This window comes from Acidovorax sp. YS12 (assembly GCA_021496925.1).
Classification (GTDB): domain Bacteria; phylum Pseudomonadota; class Gammaproteobacteria; order Burkholderiales; family Burkholderiaceae_C; genus Paenacidovorax.
Map to the genome: position 1 here is coordinate 4,438,042 of CP053915.1, position 18,968 is coordinate 4,457,009.

General features: G+C 69.4%; 14 protein-coding genes. 7 read left to right on the plus strand and 7 right to left on the minus strand.

What is annotated here, in order from left to right:
- Nucleotides 1-1,617: 1,617 nt before the first annotated feature.
- The gene (locus tag YS110_19925) at nt 1,618-5,379 is read left to right on the plus strand and encodes a DUF11 domain-containing protein (protein UJB66872.1); all 3,762 of its coding nucleotides are present in this window, start codon (nt 1,618-1,620) and stop codon (nt 5,377-5,379) included.
- A gap of 214 nt (nt 5,380-5,593) precedes the next feature.
- Here YS110_19925 and YS110_19930 read toward each other — a convergent pair whose 3' ends face one another.
- From YS110_19930 to YS110_19945, 4 genes are all read right to left on the minus strand, one after another.
- Nucleotides 5,594-6,256: a DUF937 domain-containing protein gene (locus tag YS110_19930; GenBank protein UJB66873.1), complete on the minus strand. Its 663-nt coding sequence runs from the start codon at nt 6,254-6,256 to the stop codon at nt 5,594-5,596.
- 204 nt (nt 6,257-6,460) lie between these two features.
- The gene (locus tag YS110_19935) at nt 6,461-7,576 is read right to left on the minus strand and encodes an acyl-CoA dehydrogenase family protein (protein UJB66874.1); all 1,116 of its coding nucleotides are present in this window, start codon (nt 7,574-7,576) and stop codon (nt 6,461-6,463) included.
- A gap of 19 nt (nt 7,577-7,595) precedes the next feature.
- The gene (locus YS110_19940; GenBank protein UJB66875.1) at nt 7,596-8,777 is read right to left on the minus strand and encodes an acyl-CoA dehydrogenase family protein; all 1,182 of its coding nucleotides are present in this window, start codon (nt 8,775-8,777) and stop codon (nt 7,596-7,598) included.
- Nucleotides 8,778-8,822: 45 nt separating this feature from the next.
- Nucleotides 8,823-9,548 carry a YceH family protein gene (locus tag YS110_19945; GenBank protein ID UJB66876.1) on the minus strand — a complete coding sequence of 242 codons (726 nt, stop codon included), beginning with the start codon at nt 9,546-9,548 and terminating at the stop codon, nt 8,823-8,825.
- A gap of 20 nt (nt 9,549-9,568) precedes the next feature.
- Here YS110_19945 and YS110_19950 point away from each other — a divergent pair, with 20 nt between their 5' ends.
- Nucleotides 9,569-10,150 carry a phosphoribosylglycinamide formyltransferase gene (locus tag YS110_19950; GenBank protein ID UJB66877.1) on the plus strand — a complete coding sequence of 194 codons (582 nt, stop codon included), beginning with the start codon at nt 9,569-9,571 and terminating at the stop codon, nt 10,148-10,150.
- Between the two features lie 221 nt (nt 10,151-10,371).
- Here the strand turns inward: YS110_19950 and YS110_19955 are convergent, their stop codons facing one another.
- Nucleotides 10,372-11,343, minus strand: coding sequence for an EF-hand domain-containing protein (locus YS110_19955; protein UJB66878.1), 972 nt, complete (start codon nt 11,341-11,343; stop codon nt 10,372-10,374).
- Nucleotides 11,344-11,556: 213 nt separating this feature from the next.
- Between YS110_19955 and YS110_19960 the strand changes: the two genes are divergently transcribed.
- Both YS110_19960 and YS110_19965 read left to right on the plus strand, forming a co-directional pair.
- Entirely contained in the window at nt 11,557-12,273 is a 717-nt protein-coding gene (locus tag YS110_19960; protein ID UJB66879.1) for a response regulator transcription factor, read from the plus strand.
- Between the two features lie 23 nt (nt 12,274-12,296).
- On the plus strand, nt 12,297-13,346 hold the full coding sequence (locus YS110_19965; GenBank protein ID UJB67530.1) for a HAMP domain-containing protein: 1,050 nt from the start codon (nt 12,297-12,299) through the stop codon (nt 13,344-13,346).
- A 24-nt stretch (nt 13,347-13,370) separates the two neighbouring features.
- On the opposite strand, the gene YS110_19970 is transcribed toward YS110_19965, so the two are convergent.
- Nucleotides 13,371-13,631, minus strand: a complete 261-nt coding sequence (locus tag YS110_19970) for a DUF1653 domain-containing protein (GenBank protein ID UJB66880.1) — start codon at nt 13,629-13,631, stop codon at nt 13,371-13,373.
- 76 nt (nt 13,632-13,707) lie between these two features.
- Here YS110_19970 and YS110_19975 point away from each other — a divergent pair, with 76 nt between their 5' ends.
- Both YS110_19975 and YS110_19980 read left to right on the plus strand, forming a co-directional pair.
- A complete protein-coding gene (locus YS110_19975; GenBank protein ID UJB66881.1) occupies nt 13,708-15,558 on the plus strand; it encodes a M48 family metalloprotease in 1,851 nt (616 codons plus the stop codon).
- A gap of 35 nt (nt 15,559-15,593) precedes the next feature.
- Nucleotides 15,594-16,916 carry an RsmB/NOP family class I SAM-dependent RNA methyltransferase gene (locus YS110_19980; protein ID UJB66882.1) on the plus strand — a complete coding sequence of 441 codons (1,323 nt, stop codon included), beginning with the start codon at nt 15,594-15,596 and terminating at the stop codon, nt 16,914-16,916.
- Nucleotides 16,917-16,928: 12 nt separating this feature from the next.
- Here YS110_19980 and YS110_19985 read toward each other — a convergent pair whose 3' ends face one another.
- Nucleotides 16,929-17,297 carry a hypothetical protein gene (locus YS110_19985; protein ID UJB66883.1) on the minus strand — a complete coding sequence of 123 codons (369 nt, stop codon included), beginning with the start codon at nt 17,295-17,297 and terminating at the stop codon, nt 16,929-16,931.
- Between the two features lie 182 nt (nt 17,298-17,479).
- Between YS110_19985 and YS110_19990 the strand changes: the two genes are divergently transcribed.
- Nucleotides 17,480-18,967, plus strand: a complete 1,488-nt coding sequence (locus YS110_19990; protein UJB66884.1) for a PLP-dependent aminotransferase family protein — start codon at nt 17,480-17,482, stop codon at nt 18,965-18,967.
- Nucleotide 18,968: the final 1 nt, after the last annotated feature.

Sequence of the window (18,968 nt, forward strand, 5' to 3'; positions counted from 1 at the left end):
GCAGCGATGACTATTGCCAATGTTTGGCGGTCACTCCAGGGCCAGGCCCGGAGGTGGTTGCCACCCAAGGGGGGCTCGGACCCCGCGTCGGGAGGGGGCGCACACCGCGCCAAGGTGGCGGCCTTGCTGGCCGTGTCGCTGTTCGGGGCGCAGCAGGCGGCGGCTGCCGATCCTGAGCCGATCTGCAAACCCAGGCTGTACGACATCATCTCCAGCGCCTTCCACCAGTCTGTAGCGCAGATGAACGACGGTAGCTGGAAAATCTGGGGCGAACGGGGGAACCCGTCAACGATGGCGCATGCTTATTCGCCAGTGGACTTGGTGCTGCCAGAAAGTGCCCCAGGCGTTCGCCCCAAGGCGCTTTTGGTGACGGTGGCGGGTACCAGCAATGCAGACTCGCAAGACATCGTGCTGGGCAATGACGGTGCTTTCTATGCGTGGGGGAACAACAACGCGGTATTGCCTGCCACTTACACCAGTGGCTCGACCACCTTACAGAAGACCACTTTGACGTTGCCTAGTGGGGTTAATGCGGGCGATGTCGAGATGATGATGGCTTCGTACCATTTCCTCGTCATCGTCACCAGTAAAACATCGGCCACCCAGGGTGCTGCGTTTGTCTTGGTCAATGGTGCCAACGCCAGCTTGTTGGGCGATGGTTCGAGCAGTGCAGATACCGTGTGGCACCGCGTCAAGACAGGCACCAGTACCGACCTGAAAAATATCATCGCTGTGCGTGCCCACGTCGGCAAAGAGGGTAACGGCGCAGCCATCGCGCTGACCGAAGAGGCAGATGGCACGCGCAAGCTCTACACATGGGGCAATGGCTCGCGCGTGGCTAATAGCGGCAGTAGTGTCGCAACCCACAGCTACGCCACCGAATTGACGGCGCCTGGGAGTGCCGCTGGCAAGCCCAAACAGATTGGCGTGACGGGCAGCAATGGCAACACCAACAACACAGCTTTCTATGTGCTGTACACCGAAGGGGATCCGAATGCCTTTGCATCGGTCGGTACCCTCTGGTCCATGGGGGAGAACGCTGGTCGCCAGTTAGGAAACTTGGACACCACTTCCACCAACACTTGGCAGCAAGTGAAAAAACCTTCAACCTACACGCCGTCGACGGGTATATGGTCGGGCGATGGCGGTGCCATTCCCGATGTCCGCATGTTCAGCGTGCAAGAGCACGATGCAGGCGGTAGCTCGACCGGCTCTGGCGCTTTGATCGTGCAAAACGGCGACGTCTATACCTGGGGCTCCAACAGCGGCGCCATGATTGGCGGCAAAGTAGGCAATGGAAGCAAGGTGGGCAGCGGCGGCAGTGAGGGGGCAACGGATCTATCCAACACGTACACCGCTGAAGGCGCTACTAGTCTTAACACCGCCATTCGTGGCTACCTGATGGATTTGAGAAAACCGTCAGGTGGAGGCGATACCAGTGCCATGGGCAATATCAAGGCGCACTATATTGAAATGGGCGGTCACACCACGGCCTTTTTGCCGGTGAAAAAACCGCAGTACTGCTACGTTGGGCACAAGGTCAACGGCAGCATGGGGGATGGCGAAAACACTGAAGTTACCCAAAAATGGCAATTCCAGTGCGAAGGCACTGCGGCCATGACGATCTGCGGCTCGGATGCCATCGTTGCCATCGACGACGCTTATGCTTCCATTCCTGTGCCCGATGTGGCGCAGGAACTCCCCACCAATGCCTACGCCAACGACGAATGGCAAGGCGAAGCGGCCAACACCAGGCTCGACAAAATCACCGGCGAAGTGCTGACCCCCGCCACCTCCATCAATTGGGGGCCGGTGCCGTATCTGGATGTGAGCACGGGCAAGGTCATCGTGCCGCCCGGTACCCCTCCTGGCGACTACACGATCCGGTACCGTATCAAGGACAAGGACTTTCCTACGACCATTCATGCCGACGCCTCGATCACCGTCAGCATTCTCGGTATCAAGGCGATTCCCGATACGGCAACGACCACGATCGGCACCCCGGTAACTACCATCGTCACCAACAACGACACCAGCCCTGGCGGTGAGCCGATCGACAAAAACAGCGTGACCGTGGTGTCGCAGCCACCCAATGGCACGGTGGTGTGCAAGGGCGACGTGGGTGGCGGCAGCCTGTATGCAGGAGAGTGCAAATACACGCCCAACCCCGGCTTCAAGGGCACGGACACTTACACCTACAAGGTGTGCAATAGCAAAACGCCTACGCCTGAGTGCGACACCACCACCGTCACGGTGGCCGTGGGTGAGCCGCCGACCGTGGTGGCGTACCCCGACTCTGGCATCACGTCCAAAGGCGTGCCGCTGAAAACCCCGGTGCTGGCCAACGATGTGGCCGTCGGCGGCAAGCTTGATCCGGCCACGGTGGACTTGGTGGGCCCAGCCCCTGCGGGTACCTCGGTGGTGTGTGGCGCGGGGTATTGCACCTTGACCTCCAACACGGCAGGCACCTACGTCTATACCTACAAAGTGTGCATGGAGGCCCCCAATGCCAGCCAATGCGCCCAGACCCAGGTGACGGTGACCGTGGCGGGCGATTCAGGTACGCCAGGCGTGCCCGTGCCCACGATTTCTGCCGGGCCGGACTTTGCGACCACCCCGAAAAATACGCTCGTTACCACCACGGTGGTGCAAAACGACAACGCCGTGGGCGGGACCGTGGATCCGAATTCGGTAACCAAGGCCTCGGACCCGGCCCATGGCCAGGTGACCTGCAGCGCCGGCAAGTGCAGCTACATGCCTGAGACCAACTTCGTCGGCACGGATACCTATACCTACCAAGTGTGCCTGGTCAGCCCGAACACGACCTGCACCACCACCACGGTGACGGTGAAGGTGGGTGACCCGGCGATTACCGCGAAGGACGACATGGCCCAGGTGCCCCCCGGCGGTACGGTGAAAACCCCGGTGCTGGAAAACGACAAGCCGGAGGGCGGCGAGCTGGACCCGGACAGCGTCAAGGTTATCACCCCGCCTGCCAAGGGCACGGCTGTGCCGAACCCGGATGGAACCGTGACCTATACCCCTGCTCCCGGCTTCGACGGCACGGATGAGTACACCTACCAAGTGTGCTTGAAGAACCCCAAGGAGGCATGTTCGACGGCGAAGGTTTCGATCACCGATGCCAAGCCCGACGTGTTTGCCCTGATCCAGATGCCCGAAAAGGCCAACCCGGGCACCCAGGTGACGGCGTTGCTGACCTTCGGCAACCAGGGCCAGCAGCCTGCCGGCGAGGTGACCTACAAGGTGACGGGCCTGCCCCAGGGCCTGGGCACGGTGGACTGCACCGGCGCCACCTGCACCTACGACAGCGCCACGCAGACGGTGACCATCACCGGCCTGCCCACCACGCTGGCGTCCGCTCAGACCCAGGAGGTGCAACTGCGCTGGACGGTGCCTGCAGATGCCGCCGATGCGGCCTCCTATACGCTGACGGCCAAGATTGCCACCACCACGGCGGGCAATCCCACCGGTAACGACCAGGACTCGGCAGCATTGACGGTGCAAAAGGCGCCCGCGCTGACGACGACCGAAGTCACCACGACTGTGCAGGTACCCCCTACCGCCGAAACGGGCAAGCCCGTGAACGGCACGGTGAAGTACCTGAACACCGGCAGCGTGGATGCCACCGGCATGACCTACAAGGTGCAACTGTCCACGGGGACGCCGGTGGTCAAGTACAAGGGCGTGGCCTGCACGGTGGACCCGGGCACGGGGGCGCTGAGCGGCTGCGGCCTGCCGGCCACGCTGGGCAAGGGTGAAAGCCTGGAACTGGACGTGGTCTATACCGCGCCCACGGCCGGCGACACGCTGACGCTGACCAGCACCGTGGCGGCCAGCAACGACACCGACATGACCAACAACCAGGCCTCTGGCCCCACCAAGGCGCTGCCTGCGATGCCCGCGCCCACGCCTGACGTGACCGTGTCGGTGGCCCCGCCGCCCACGGCGGTGCCCGGCGCTATGGTGGAAGTGCCCGTGACTTTCGAGAACCTGGGCCCGGCCACCGCGGAAGACGTGGTCTACAAGGTGACGCTGCCTTCGAGCCTGACGGACGTGTCGTGCACGCCCGCGACGTGTACCTACAACCCGGCCACGGGTGAGGTGACGGTGGCTGGCCTGCCCCCGACGCTGCCTCCAGGCGGCAAGACCAAGCTGACGCTGACCTACAAGGCGCCCAGCAGCGGCAAGGTGAAAACCAAAGCCCGTGTGGACACCGAGGGCGAGCCCGATGCCAACAAGCCCAACAACACGGCCGAGGCGGAAACCCGCATCGTGGTGCCGGGCAACCTGACGGTGACCAAGACCGTGTACGAAGACACGACTCCTGGCAAGACCGACACGGGCGGCTCGTGCGGCAACCCCGCCATTGCCAAGTCCGAGCTGCTTATCGTGGAGAAGAACCCCACGGCGCACACCCTGGTCTGGTGCTTCGAGGTGAAGAACAACGGCACCGAGTACCTGGGCACGCCAGCGTGGGACGACCCGAAGCTGCCGGCAGGCACCGTGTTCACGCCCAAGGCGGGTACGACCCTGCCGCTGGCGCCTGGCGCCACGGGCACCTGGTACGCCAAGTCGGTGCATGACAAGAGCGTGCTGAACACCGCGATGCTGACCATGCCCGTGACCGACGGCGGCGGCACGCCCGTTCCGGATACGCCCCCCGCGACCGGCACCACGACCAGCACGACCACCTTCGGCATGATCTACGACCCGCCGTTCGGCGTGAAAGTGGGCAACGTGAACGGCACCAACACGATCCGCTGGACCATGGTGTGGGTGAACGACAACGTGGTGCCCGCCAGCAACGTGACCGTGTCCGACGAGGTCAAGGCGCCCATGACGTACCTCAACGACGGTACGCTGGCGTGCGTCCCCGAAGGGACGACGACGGTGGTGTCGTGCACCTACGACGCGGCCACCAAGCGGGTGATCGCGGTGGCGAACTTCGGCGCGGACTTCGGGGAAACCGTAGCCACGGCGAAGAACCGCCTGTTCATTGCCTTCAACGTGTCGATTCCCGCAGGCGGGAGCAGCTACGAGAACCAGGGCGATGCATCGTGGACGCCGCCGGGCGCGCTGCCTGGCGATCCGCCCCTGACGAGCAAGACCACCTATGTCCCGGGGGTGAGCATCACCCCGGTGACGCCGGGTGGCGGCGTGCCCACGGTCACGGTGCCGCCGGGTGCTGGTGGACATCCGGCGGATCCGGGCGCCGTGGCCCCGACGCCGGTGGCGCCTCCGGCTCCGGCGCCCACGACGCCGAAGTCGATCCCGGTCGATAACCCGCTGGCACTGCTGGTGGCCGCACTGGGCATCATGGGCCTGATGGCCCGCCAGGGCCGCCGGGCACGGCGCTAAGCCTTCGCTGCAGGCCATGAAGATGGCCTGCCGACGGTGAAAAGCCAGCGATGCGCTTGCCGCGCATCGCTGGCTTTTTTATGCATGGCGCTTTCCTGAGGTGATGGGAAAGTATCCAGGGCCAAAAACAAAACCCCACATGCACACAGGCATGTGGGGTTTTGTTTTGTACCGTGCGCGTGCCAGGAGCGTTAAGGTCTCCGGCAAGCGCTTCTCAGCGCCGCCCGCCCAGCAGGCTGGCGCCGAGCTTGAGTAGGTCGCCCGCGTCGAGCTTGCCGTCGCCGTTCTGGTCCAGCAGGCTGCCCAGCAGCCCGCCGCCCAGGCCGCCCTGCTGCCGTACGTGCGCGTGTTCCTGCCCCAGCGTCTGGCCCAGGGCGGAGGCGTCCATGTTGCCGGCCTTCACGCGGTTGGCCAGGTAGGCCATGACCATGGGGGCGAGCATGGCCAGTAACTGGCCCGCGCTGTTGCCCAGGCCGGTGGCCTGGCCGAGCTGGCTTTCGGCCTGCTGGCGGTTGCCGCCCAGGATGTGCCCCAGGATGGCCGCGCCGTCACCCAGTCCGCCTCCCAGGCCGCCGCCAGCGCCCCGGCCTGGCGCCGCGCCTGCGCCGCCCAGCACGGCGCCGAGCAGGTCGCCCAGCCCGCCCAGCCCTTGCGGCGTGGCCTGGCCGTGGTCGCGTTCCAGGGCGTTGAACAGCGCTGCTGCGCCTTGCGGCTGGGCTGTGTTCTGGCCCAGCGCGCCCAGCAGCAGCGGCAGCGCGGCGCCGACGGCGGACTGGATCTGCTGGCTGTTGGCGCCCAGTTGCTGCGCCATTTGCTGCATGGGGGCGCCCTGGAGCTGGGCCATCAGCTCATCGGCCATGGATTGCGGTGCGGTCATTGGTGTGTCCTCTTGCGGCGGCGCGCCAACGTGCCGGGGCACCGTGCCCCGCCGCCGCGCCGGATGGAAGCAGTATGCCCGCGCGGGCGGTGGGGCATGCCTGGGCGCGGAGGGATGGGTGACAGTTCTTCACATTGCCGCTCCAAGGAAAAAGCCCCGCAGGCACCGGGCCTGCGGGGCTTTTCTAAGGGAGGGCGGGGGGCTTCAGGCGAACACGCCCGCCGTGTCCTGCATGCGGGCCGATACCTCGCCCAGGTGGTGCAGCGTGTCGCCCCAGGCCATTTCGAGCTGGGTCAGCGTCTTGAAGTAGTGGCTGCCGATGTATTCGTCGGTCACGCCGATGCCGCCGTGCATCTGCACCGACTGCTGGCCCACGAAGCGCATGGACTGGCCCAGCTGCACCTTGGCCTGCGCCAGGGCGCGGCGGCGTTCCGGCGCGGGCGCGCCGAGCTTGAGGCTGGCGTAGTAGCTCATGGAGCGGGCCAGCTCCAGCTGCATCTTCACGTCGGCCGCGCGGTGGCGCAGGGCCTGGAAGCTGGCGATCGGCACGCCGAACTGCTTGCGCTGGTTCAGGTAGTCGAAGGTGAGGGCGGCGGTCTGGTCCATCACGCCCACGGCATAGGCACAGGCGCAGGCGATGCCGGTGTCCACGGCCAGCTCCAGCGCGGCCAGACCGTCGGCAGTGAGCAGCGTGGCAGGGGCGTTGTCCAGCACCAGCTCGGCGGCGCGGCTGCCGTCCTGCGTGCCGTAGCCGCGCGCGGCCACGCCGGAGGCGGCGCGCTCCACGAGGAACAGGGCGATGCGGCCGTCCAACTGGGCGGGCACGATGAAGGCATCGGCCTGGTCCCCCGCGGGTACTATGCTTTTGCTAGCTGTCAGCGCATGCCCCGTGGGCGTTTGGACCGCTTTTGCCTCGCAAACGTCAAGGCGGTAGCGTGCCTTGCGCTCCTGGTGCGCGAGCACCACCAGCGCCTCGCCGCTGGCGATGCGCGGCAGCCACGCGGCCTGCACCGCCTCGGGGGCGTGGCGCGACAGCACGCTGGTGGCGACCAAGGTCTGCGCCAGCGGCTCCAGCACGATGCCGCGGCCGAGCTCCTCCATGGCCACCATGGCGTCGATGGCACCCTGGCCCAGGCCGCCGTGGGCTTCGGGCACGGTGAGGGCCGTCAGGCCCAGCTCGGCCAGTTCGCCGTAGGCGGTGCGGTCGAAGCCGCCGGCCGCGACGATGGCGCGGCGGCGCTCGAAGCTGTAGCCCTTGTCCACCCACTTGCGCACGGCGTCGCGCAGGGACTGCTGGTCGTCGGAAAAATCGAAATCCATGTCTTGTCTCCTCGGGGCCTCAGCCCAGCACGGTTTGGGCGACGATGTTGCGCTGCACTTCGTTGCTGCCGCCGTAGATGGTGGTCTTGCGCAGGTTGAAGTAGGTCGATGCGAGCGGCGCGTTGCCGGCCTCGCCGCCGGGGAAGTCGCCTTGCCAGCCGGCTTCCATGGCTTCCTCGATGAAGGGCAGGGCGAACGGGCCGGCGGCCAGCATCATCAGCTCGGCGTAGCGCTGCTGGATCTCGCTGCCCTTGATCTTCAAGAGGCCGGCGATGTCGAGCGAGTTCTTGCCGCTCTTCTCGTTCGACAGCACGCGCAGCACCATCATCTCCAGCGCCACCACGTCCACTTCGAGCAGCGCGATCTGGTCACGGAAACGCTGGTCGTCCCACAGGCCCTCGGCCTTGGCGATGCGCTTCAGGCGCTCCAGCTCGCGCTTGCTGCGGTTCACGTCGGCGATGTTGGTGCGCTCGTGGCTCAGCAGGTGCTTGGCGTAGGTCCAGCCCTTGTTCTCCTCGCCGATGAGGTTCTCGGCGGGCACCTCGACGTTGTCGAAGAACACCTCGTTGACCTCGCACTCGCCGTCGAGCAGCTTGATCGGGCGCACCGTCACGCCGGGGCTCTTCATGTCGAGCAGCAGGAAGGAGATGCCGGTCTGCGGCTTGCCCTCGTTGCTGGTGCGCACCAGGTTGAACATCCAGTCGCCGTACTGGCCCAGCGTGGTCCAGGTCTTCTGGCCGTTGACGATGTACTTGTCGCCCACGCGCTCGGCGCGGGTCTTGACGCTGGCCAGGTCCGAGCCCGAGCCCGGTTCGCTATAGCCCTGGCTCCACCACACCTCGCCGCTGGCGATGCCGGGCAGGAAGCGCTGCTGCTGCGCGGGCGTGCCGTAGGCCATGATGACCGGCGCCACCATCACCGGGCCGAAGGGGACGATGCGCGGCGCGCCGGCGAGCGCGCATTCTTCCTCGAACAGGTGCTTCTGCACGGCGGTCCAGCCGGGGCCGCCGAACTGCTTGGGCCAGCCAAAAGCCAGCCAGCCCTTCTTGCCAAGAATCCTGGCCCAGCCCTGCATGTCCTCGCGCGTCAGGCGCAGGGCGTTGTGGACTTTGTGGGAAATGTGCGCGGGCAAATTGGCGCGCACCCAGGTGCGTACCTCTTCGCGGAACGCTTGCTCTTCGGGGGTGAATGCGAGATCCATGCGTATGTCTCCTGTGAGGCGGTATTTGTAGCACGGTCGTTCGTTTTATTCCTGTCCGGGTGGCGACATGGGGGCATCAATGCCTGATCCCGTGCCTGGTTCCGTGTCCGGCTCCACGCCCAGTTCCGCGCACAGGCGGCGCACCGTGGCCTGCAGGGCGGCCACTTCGGCTTCCAGCGCTTCCACGCGCGCCTGCAGGGCGCCGCTGGCCGGGGCCCCGGGGCTGGTGGCGGCCTGCAGCGCCTCCATGTCCACCGGGCCGCACAGCAGGTGCGCCCAGCGCGGCTCGCGCGCGCCGGGCGCGCGCGGCAGCAGCACCACGAGCGGGCCGCCTTTCTCGTCGCTGCGCTCTTGCAGCTCGTCGAGAAAGGCCTCGACCGAGGAAATGTCGGCGAAGCGGTGCCAGCGCTCGGCGTTGATGCGCAGCTCGCCTGCCGTCTGCGGGCCGCGCAGCATCAGCAGGCCCAGCAGCACGGCCGACTGGTCGGGCACGCCCACGCCGCGCGGAAAGTTGTGCTCCCAGCGCGTGGCGCGCTGGCTGCTGATCTCCACCGCCAGCGCCATGCGGCGCAGCCCTTCCAGCGCCTCCTGGGCTTCGCCGTCGGTGACCTGCATCACCGGGTCGCGGCTGGTTTTCTGGTTGCAGCCGGTCACCAGCGCGTTGAGCGTGAGCGGGTAGCTGTCGGGCACGGTGCGCGCCTTTTCGAGCAGCGTGGCGAGCACGCGGGCCTGCGCGGGGGTGAGGGGCTGTTGGCGGGGATCGAAGGGCATGGCGGGATAATCCGGAGCAAATGAAAAACATCGTGATTTTGATCTCCGGCGGCGGCTCCAACATGGCCGCCATCGTGCGTACCGCGCAGCAGCAGGACTGGGCGCGCACCCTGGGCGCCCGCGTGGCCGCCGTGGTGAGCAACAAGGCCGACGCCAAGGGGCTCGCGTTCGCGCGCGAACAGGGCATTGCCACCGAGGTGCTGGACCACAAGGCCTTCGGCAGCCGCGAGGCCTTCGACGCCGCGCTGGCCGAGGTGATCGACCGCCACGACCCCGCCGTGGTGGTGCTGGCCGGGTTCATGCGCATTCTCACGCCGGGCTTCGTCGCGCGCTACGCGGGACGGCTGGTCAACATCCATCCCTCGCTGCTGCCGGCCTTCACCGGGCTGCACACGCACCAGCGCGCGCTGGAGGCCGGCTGCAAGTTCGCCGGCTGCACCGTGCACCTGGTGACGGCCGAGCTGGACGTGGGCCCCATCCTGGAACAGGCCGTGGTGCCGGTGCTGGAAGGCGACACGGCCGACACCCTGGCCGCGCGCGTGCTCACGCAGGAGCACGTGATCTATCCGCGCGCCGTGGCCGGGTTGCTGCAAAAACAATAGCTTCCGGCGCTTGCTGGGCAAGCGCCGGAAGCTATTTTCCCTATCAATCCTGCAGGCCTCAGAAGGTGTGAATGAATCCGGCGTTTCCGAGCAGGCCGCACAAACGTGCGCCATCAAGGCGCAAAGCGCAGCCATAGCGCGGGCTATTGAAGTGCATTTGCAACGCCGAGGGCGTGCGTTTTTGCGGGATGAGCGGGCATGGCGGATTCGTTCACACCTTCTTAAACCTGCGCGCTCACGCTGCTGGCCGTGGTGCTGGCCGTGCTGCCGGCGGCGGCGATCGCCTCGTACTCGCGCTTGGCCTGCTCGGCCAGTTGCACCAGGTTCAGCGTCGTGCCCTGTTCCTGCTGCGTGCCGGTGCCGGCCTGGGTGGCTGCAGCGGTCAGCTGGTCGATGAAGGTCTGCGCCTCGGTGCTGCTCAGCTTCTGGTCGCCATCGGTGTCGATGGCGGAGAACAGGGCCTGCGCCGCCTCCTGCGCGCTGCTGCTGCCGGCCAGGCGCTCGGCCAGCGAGACGGTGCCGTCTTCATTGGTGTCGAGCGGATCGTAGGTGGTGCTGCTGGACTGCGCGCCACCCGCACCGCCCGGACCGCCGGGCCCACCCGGGCCACCGGGCGGCGGCGGGTGCATGCCCCCGCCCGCCGTGCCGGATGCCTGCTCCGACGGACGCCCCGCGTCGAATTCGGCCTGCGAGAGCTGGCCGTCGCCGTCCGTGTCGAGCTGGGCGAACAGTTCATCGCTGCGGGTGCCCGTCTTGCTGGCCGTGCCGCCGGACATCTTTTCCAGCAGGCCCTGCAGTTCGTCCTGGCTCACGCTGCCGTCGCCATCGCTGTCCACCTTGCCGAACAGGTCGTCGCCGGCCATGCCGCGCTCCATGCCGCGCGACTGGGCGAACTCCATCGTGGTGGGCGGGGGCGGCAGCAGGTTCTTCATCGCGCTGCCCAGTTCCTCGCCGTTCAGGCTGCCGTCGCCGTCGGCGTCGTACTGCGCCAGCATGTCCTTGGCGCTGGTGTCCAGGCCCATGCCGGTCTTTTGCGCCACGTCGTCGATCAAGGACTGCAGCTCCGTGCCGTCCACGCCGCCGCTCTGGTCGGTGTCCAGCTTGGAGAGCAGTTTTTCGGGGGTGCGCTGGCCCGCGCTGCGCTGCAGGCTGGCGCTGGACCAGGCGCTGCCGACGCTACTGATGCTCGTCATGGTGGGTTCCTTTCGTTCAGGGCCAGGACGAGCAGCCCCGGCCTGGAACCGATTCTTGAAGGGGCGCGTAAACCGCTGTTGTCCTGTTTGTACCGGGGCCGGTACAAAAGCCCGCCCGAGCCACCGAACTGGCGGGCAAAGGCCGCGCACATCGCCGCTTGCCGTGGCGGGCGCGCTTCCTACACTGGCGCGCCCCGGCCACATTCCACGCGCATGTCCCACATCTTGGTCGTCGACGACGACGAAGACATCACCACGCTGCTGACCCAGTACCTTGCCCGCTTCGGCTTCACCGCCCATGCGGCGGGCGACGGCCCGGCGCTGCGCGCGCAACTGGCGGCGCACCCCATCGACCTCATCGTGCTCGACATCATGCTGCCGGGCACCGACGGCCTGACGCTGGCGCGCGAGCTGCGCCAGCGCACGCAGGTGCCCATCATCATGCTCACCGCGCGCGCCAACCCCTACGACTGCGTGCTCGGCCTGGAAATGGGCGCCGACGACTACATGGCCAAGCCGTTCGAGCCGCGCGAGCTGGTGGCGCGCATCCAGAGCGTGCTGCGCCGCCTGGGCGCGCGCGCCGCGCCGCCGCCCGGGGTGGTGCGCTTCGACGGCTGGGCGCTGCACCGGCTGGAGCGCCACCTGGTGTCGCCGCGCGGCGTGGTGGTGCCGCTGTCGAACGCCGAGTTCCGCCTGCTCTGGACCTTCCTCGGCATGCCCCGGCGCGTGTGCAGCCGCGACCAGCTCATGGAACAGGCGCGCGGCCGGGCCATGGATGCCTTGGAGCGCAGCATCGACCTGCTGGTCTCGCGCCTGCGCCACAAGCTCAGCGACGACCCGCGCGATCCGTCCATCATCAAGACCATACGCGGCGCGGGCTACGTCTTCAACGCGCAGGACGTGCAGGGCTACACCGGAGGGCCGGCGTGAGTGCTGCGCGCCTGCGTGCCGCGCTGGCGCGCTGCCTGCCGGACACGCTGTTCGGCCGCCTGGCGCTGCTGCTGGCCGCGGCCGTGCTGGTGAGCCATGTGCTGGCGCTCACGCTGATGTTCGAGCTGCGCCCGGCGCGCCCCGCGCCGCCGCCCCCGCCCCCCGGGGCGCACGCCATGGCCGTGCCGCCCCCCGGCCCGCCGGCGCTGCACGCGGGCCTGCTGCTGGACATCGGCGTGCGCCTGGGCGTGCTGCTGCTGGCCGCCTGGGTGGCCGCGCGCTGGCTGGCCCGGCCCATCGACCGCCTGGCCGCCGCCGCGCGCGAGCTGGGCCGCGACATCGCCCGCCCGCCGCTGCCCGAGGACGGCACGCGCGAATGCCGCGAGGCCAGCCGCGTCTTCAACCAGATGCAGGCGCGCATCCGCCGCCAGCTGCAGGACCGCGACCGCTTCGTGGCGGCCGTCTCGCACGACCTGCGCACGCCGCTGACCCGCCTGCGCCTGCGCGCCGAGGCCCTGCCCGACGGCACCGAGCGCGCACGCTTCGCGCGCGACATCGCCGAGATGGACGCCATGATCGGCGCCACGCTGGACCACCTGCGCGGCGTGGCCGCTGGCGAACCCCTGGCGCCGCTGGACGTGCAGGCCCTGGTGCAGAGCCTGGCCGACGACGCGGCCGACTGCGGCCACTCCGTGCAGGTGGCGGGCCATGCCGGCCCCCTGCCCGCGCAGGCCGGCGCGCTGCGCCGCTGCATCGCCAATCTGATAGGAAACGCCGTGCGCTATGGCGGCGGCGCCGAGGTCACACTGGCCGACGACGGCGCCTGCGTGCGCATCGCCGTGCGCGACCACGGCCCGGGCCTGCCCGAGGCGGAGCTGGACCGGGTGTTCGAGCCGTTCTACCGCGCCGAGGCCTCGCGCAACCGCGCGCATGGCGGCGTGGGCCTGGGGCTGTCCATTGCCCGCGACATCGCCGAGCGCCACGGCGGCAGCCTGCAACTGCACAACGCCGAGGGCGGCGGCCTGTGCGCCACGCTGGTGCTGCCGCGCGCCAATTCGCTACTGAATGAATAGCTGCTAGCGCTTTATGGGAAAGGGCTAGAGGCTGTTTTCATTCAAATCCTCCAGGGCCGTGAAGCGGGGCTGGCGCACGCCGCCGATCACCACTGTTTCGGTGAACATCGCCGCAGGCCGCACCCACAGGCCGTGCGCGCCGTACAGCGCGCGGTACACCACCAGGGGCTCCAGCGTTTCGCTGTGGCGCGCGGTGCCCAGCACTTCATACAGGCCGCCCTTGTAATGGCGGTACAGGCAGGCGGGCACGCGGGGCAGGGGAGGGAGGTCGGCGTCGGAAGCCATGGGCGGTTTGGGTAGCATGTGCGGCCGCGGCAAAGGGGGCCGCGCAGCATCCTATGCCACCCCGGGGGGAGTTTCCATGGACCAGGCCGATTTCGTGCACTTGGTGCGCCTGAGCGAACATGCCTGCGCCGAAAACAGCCGCGCCTACCGCCGCAGCGTCGCGGCGTTCGCCGCGCTGGGCTATGCCTGGGTGCTGGGCTGCCTGCTGCTGGCGGGCGCGCTGGTGGCCTGGGCGCTGCCGCAGGTGCTGGCCGGGCGCTTGCGTTTCGCGCTGGTGTGGGTGCTGATCGCCGCGCTGGGCCTGCTGTGGACCAGCCTGCGCGCCCTCTGGGTGCGGCTGGACGCGCCCGAGGGCCTGCGGATCACCGCGCGCGACGCGCCCGCGCTGTTCGATGCGCTGGAGCGCATCCGCCGCAAGGTCAAGGGCCCGCCGCTGCACGCCGTCTACCTGGATGGCGACTTCAACGCCAGCATCCGCCAGACGCCGCGCTGGGGCCTGTTCGGCGGCGCGGTGAATACCCTCACCATCGGCCTGCCGCTGCTCATGGCGCTCGACAAGGCGCGCCTGCTGGCCGTGCTGGCGCACGAGTACGGGCACCTGCGCGGCGGCCACGGGCGCTTCGCCGCCTGGATCTACCGCACGCGCCTGTCGTGGCTGCGCCTGCACGACGGCATGCGCGGCGACGCCGGGCCCGTGGCCGCGGCCACCCAGGCGTTCCTGGACTGGTACTTTCCGCGCTTCGCGGCCAAGACCTTCGCGCTGGCGCGCCAGGACGAGTACGAGGCCGACCGCATCGCCGGCCGCCTGCTCGGGCGCGAGGCGGCCGTGGCGGCGCTCATCGAGGTCGAGGTCAAGGGCGCCTGGCTGCAGGCGCACTTCTGGGCCGGCCACTGGCGCGCGGCGGCGGCGCACGCGCTGCCCGTGGGGCCGTACCAGGCGATGCGCGGCCAGCTTGCGCACGCGCCCGAGCCGGCCTTCGCGCGCGAGGCGCTGCGCCAGGCGCTGGCGCGCCTGAGCGGCGTGGACGACACCCACCCCGGCCTGCGCGACCGCGTCGAGGCCCTGGGCGGCGCGCCCGCGCTGCCCGACTGGTCGCGCCGCGGCGCGCTGGGGCTGCTCGGCGAGGCCGAACGCTGGATCGCGCACTTCGACCGCGCCTGGTGCAAGGACAACGCCAGCGACTGGAAGCAGCACCACGCCTGGCTCGGCCGCGTGCGGGCGCGGGTGCAGGCCCTGGCCGCCGCGCGTGCGCAGGGCAGCGCCGACGAACTGGCCGAAGAAGCCACGCTGCGCCGCCAGCTCGACCCGCAGGCCCCGGTGCGCCCGCTGTACGAACTCGCCCTGCGGCGCCGCGATGGGCACCTGGGCGCCTTGCGCGGGCTGGTGCAGACGCTGCCCGGGGACGACCGCGCCGCGCGCCTGCAAGGGCTGCAGCGCCTGTGGGACGCGGGCGGCGACCAGCGCTGGTGGGCGGCGTGCACGGCCGTCGAAGAACTGGAAACGCCGCGCCCCGGCCTGGAGCACGATGCGGACGCCCTCAAGCTGTGGCGCGAGCGGCACCGGCAGGCGCAGGAGGGCGAGGCGCGCGCCTGGGAGGAGCTGACGCAGACCCCGTGCTTCAGCCAGACCGCGCCGCACGACCTGGGCGCTTTCGCGCTGGGCGAGGTGCAGGCCGAGCTGGCGCGCTGCAAGCCCGTGGCGGCGGCGTGGATCGTGTGCAAGCGCCTGCGCGAGTTTCCGGGGCGGCGCGCCTACGTCGTCTTCGTGGAGCTGCCCGGCCTGCCGGACGATGCGCGCTACCCGCTCTGCCGCGCGCTGGAGCGCGGCCTGCGCCTGCCGGGGCCAGCGCTCGTGCTGTGGGCGGGCGAGTCGCCCACGCTGCAGGAAATCCGCGCCCATGCGCATGTGCCGGTATTCACGCGCTGAGCCGGGCCGCGGCGCGCAATGGGACAATCGCCCCCATGCATCCCAAAGCCCTTCTGGACGCCTGCGCCGAGCTGGTGCGTCTGACCCTGACCTTCGAGCACCCGGCCGATGCCGTGGTGTCGCGCTATTTCCGTGACCACCGCGCGCTCGGCCCCCGCGAGCGCGCCACGCTGGCCGAGACCGCCTACGCCGTGCTGCGCAGGAAGCCGCTGTTCGAGCAGCTCGCGCGCTCGGGCTCCGGCCCGAAGGAGCGGCGCCTGGCCATCCTCGGCTTCGCCAGCCAGATCGACGAGCAGGCCCGCCGCGCCGACCCGCGCGCCCAGCGCGGTTCGCGCGACTTCCTCAAGAGCGCGCTGACGCCGCAGGAAAAGGACTGGCTCGACGCCTGCGACCGCGTGCGCGAGGAAGACCTGCTCGAACCCCAGCGCCACAACCTGCCGCAGTGGCTGGCCGCGCCGCTGAAAAGCCAGCTCGGCGACGGCTTCTGGCCCCTGGTGGCCAGCCTGTCGCAGAGCGCTCCGCTCGACCTGCGCGTCAACGCCTTGGTGGCAAAACGGCCTGAAATCGAGAAGGAGCTTGCGCAAGCAGCTATTGAATCGGTAGCAACGCCGTATTCCCCCTGGGGCCTGCGCGTGCAGGGCAAGCCGGCCTTGGCCAAGCTGGAGGCGTTCCAGCGCGGCGCCATCGAGGTGCAGGACGAAGGCTCGCAACTGCTCGCGCTGCTGCTCGACGCCAGGCGCGGCGAGATGGTGGTGGACTTCTGCGCCGGCGCGGGCGGCAAGACCCTGGCCATCGGCGCGCAGATGCGCAACACCGGGCGGCTGTATGCGTTCGACGTGTCGGGCCACCGGCTCGACGCGCTCAAGCCGCGCCTGGCGCGCTCGGGCCTGTCGAACGTGCACCCCGCCGCCATCGCGCACGAGCGCGACGAGCGCGTCAAGCGCCTAGCGGGCAAGATCGACCGCGTGCTGGTCGATGCGCCGTGCTCCGGCCTGGGCACGCTGCGCCGCAACCCCGACCTGAAGTGGCGCCAGTCGCCCGAAGGCGTGCAGGAGCTGGCGGCGAAGCAGGCCGCCATCCTGGCGAGCGCCGCGCGCCTGGTGAAGCCGGGCGGGCGCCTGGTGTATGCCACCTGCAGCGTGCTGCCCGAGGAGAACGAGGCCATTGCCGAGGCCTTTTCCGCCGCGCACCCGGACTTCGTGCCGCAGGAGGCGGGCGCGCTGCTGGAACAGCTCAAGGTGGCGCAGGCCGCCAGCCTGTGCCGCGGCGGCGAGAGCGGCCAGCGCTACCTGCGCCTGTGGCCGCACCTGCACCAGACGGATGGCTTCTTCGCCGCTGTCTGGGAGCGCAAGGCATAGACGCGCTGCCTGTCACGGCGCGCCGGTTGCCTGGGCGGCGCCCAGCACCTGCCGCAGCTTGCGCAGGCCGGCCATGCACTGGCGCCACGGCCCGGGTGCGGCGCTGGGCGGCTGGCTGGCCGGGGCTGCGGCATGCAGTTCCAGCGCGGCGGCGCCTGGCCCTGCGGGCGTGAGCCGCAGCCACAGGTCCTGCGGCGCGCGCCAGCCCTGGCCGGGGTACAGCACCAGCGCCTGCGGGGTGCCGGCCGCGTCCAGCGGGTGGATGGTGAGGTGCAGCGGGCCGCGCTTGCAGAACAGCTCGCTGCCTTCGGCCAGCGGCAGGCTCAGTTCCTGGCCGGGGCCCAGGCGGTGCGTGGTGGGGGGGCTGTAAGGGGTTGGCATGGCAGTCCTGGCGTGAGAGAAATCGATGCCGCCAGCGTAGGCCGGCATGCTGCAATGCAACAGACACAGCCCGCGCGCCGCGCACCGCAGCAGCTCGGAAAAGGGCGCGGCTGTTCCGGTGCTTGCGCGGGCCATCTGTATCTGTTGTGCTTGCAGGTTCTGCGGCAACATCCACCCCCTGCATGACGCGCCAGACCACCGCCTCCCCTCCGCCTGCCCTGTACCGCCAGCTCGCCGCCGAATACCGCCAGGCGATGGTGCAGGGCACTCTGCGGGCGGGCGAGCGCATGCCCTCGGTGCGCACGCTCATGCGGCGCCATGGCGTGAGCCTGTCCACGGCCCTGCAGGTGCTGCGCCATATGGAGGAGCAGGGGCATGTCGAGGCGCGCCCGCGCGTGGGCTACTTCGTGCGCGGCGGGCAGCCCGAAGGGCTGGCGCAGGCGCGCGAGCCGGACCTGAGCCGGCCCGTGACGCCGGTGCCCCAGAAGCGCTACGCCGGCATCAACGAGCGCATTTCGCTGCTGCTGGAGCGCGGCCGCCAGGCCGACGTGCGCGTGGACCTGGGCGGCGCCACGCCGCCGCCGGAGCTGTTCGACCGCGCTTTCCTGAACCGCACCGTGGCGCGCCTGCTGCGCGAGCAGCCGGACCTGCTGGTGCAGGGGCGCGCGCTGCTGGGCACGCACCCGGAGTTCCAGCAGGCCATGGCCCGGCGCGCCCTGGCGGCGGGCATGTGCATCGCACCTGCGGACGTGCTGGCCACCACGGGCAATTCCGAGGCCGTCAGCCTGGCGCTCGCCGCCGTGGCGGCGCCGGGCGACGTGGTGGCGGTGGAGTCCCCCACGTACTACGGGCTGCTGCAGGTCATCGAGGCGCTGCAGATGCAGGCGCTGGAGATTCCCTGCAGCCCGCGCACCGGGCTGTCGCTGGAGGCGCTGGAGCTGGCGCTGCGCACGCAGCCGCGCCTCAAGGCCGTGGTGGCCGTGCCCGAATTGCAGATGCCGCAAGGCACCCGCATGCCGGACGCGCACAAGGCGCGCCTGGTGGAGCTGTGCACGGCCCATGGCGTGGCGCTGATCGAGGACGATTCGTACAGCCTGTTCGTCGAGTCCGACATGCCCACGCGCCCCCTCAAGCACTGGGATACCCGGGGGCAGGTGATCTATTGCGAGGCGTTCAACAAGAGCATGGCGCCGGGCCTGCGCCAGGGCTGGATGAACGCGGGCCAGTGGCATGGCCGGGTGCAGATGCTCAAGTTCGCCCAGACCCGCCATACCCAGCCGCTGGCGCAGTTGCTGGCCGCCGCCTGCGTGGGCGCGCCGGCCCACCTGCGCAGCCTGCAGCAGCTCAGGCTGCAGCTGCGCCGCCAGCGCGAGGCCATGGCGCGCCTGGTGGCGCGCCACTTTCCGCTGGGCACGCGGCTGAGCCTGCCGCCGGGCGGCCTGTGCCTGTGGCTCGAATTTCCCGAAGGCGTCTCGTCTTCCGAACTTTTCACGCAGGCCCTGGCGCGCGGCATCCGCACGTCGCCGGGCAGCATGTTTTCCAACACGGGGCGCTACGAGCGCTGCATGCGCCTGGGCTGCGCCTTCCCCGTGGACGCCGCCGTGGAGCAGGCCTGCCGCGAACTCGGGGGGCTGGCCCACCGGCAACTGGGGCTGCCGCTGCGCGCGTGAG

Coding starts and splice junctions, on each gene's coding strand:
- YS110_19925 (UJB66872.1), top strand. CDS start 1,618: ATGACGATCTGCGGCTCGGATGCCATCGTTGCCATCGACGACGCTTAT.
- YS110_19930 (UJB66873.1), bottom strand. CDS start 6,256: ATGACCGCACCGCAATCCATGGCCGATGAGCTGATGGCCCAGCTCCAG.
- YS110_19935 (UJB66874.1), bottom strand. CDS start 7,576: ATGGATTTCGATTTTTCCGACGACCAGCAGTCCCTGCGCGACGCCGTG.
- YS110_19940 (UJB66875.1), bottom strand. CDS start 8,777: ATGGATCTCGCATTCACCCCCGAAGAGCAAGCGTTCCGCGAAGAGGTA.
- YS110_19945 (UJB66876.1), bottom strand. CDS start 9,548: ATGCCCTTCGATCCCCGCCAACAGCCCCTCACCCCCGCGCAGGCCCGC.
- YS110_19950 (UJB66877.1), top strand. CDS start 9,569: ATGAAAAACATCGTGATTTTGATCTCCGGCGGCGGCTCCAACATGGCC.
- YS110_19955 (UJB66878.1), bottom strand. CDS start 11,343: ATGACGAGCATCAGTAGCGTCGGCAGCGCCTGGTCCAGCGCCAGCCTG.
- YS110_19960 (UJB66879.1), top strand. CDS start 11,557: ATGTCCCACATCTTGGTCGTCGACGACGACGAAGACATCACCACGCTG.
- YS110_19970 (UJB66880.1), bottom strand. CDS start 13,631: ATGGCTTCCGACGCCGACCTCCCTCCCCTGCCCCGCGTGCCCGCCTGC.
- YS110_19975 (UJB66881.1), top strand. CDS start 13,708: ATGGACCAGGCCGATTTCGTGCACTTGGTGCGCCTGAGCGAACATGCC.
- YS110_19980 (UJB66882.1), top strand. CDS start 15,594: ATGCATCCCAAAGCCCTTCTGGACGCCTGCGCCGAGCTGGTGCGTCTG.
- YS110_19985 (UJB66883.1), bottom strand. CDS start 17,297: ATGCCAACCCCTTACAGCCCCCCCACCACGCACCGCCTGGGCCCCGGC.
- YS110_19990 (UJB66884.1), top strand. CDS start 17,480: ATGACGCGCCAGACCACCGCCTCCCCTCCGCCTGCCCTGTACCGCCAG.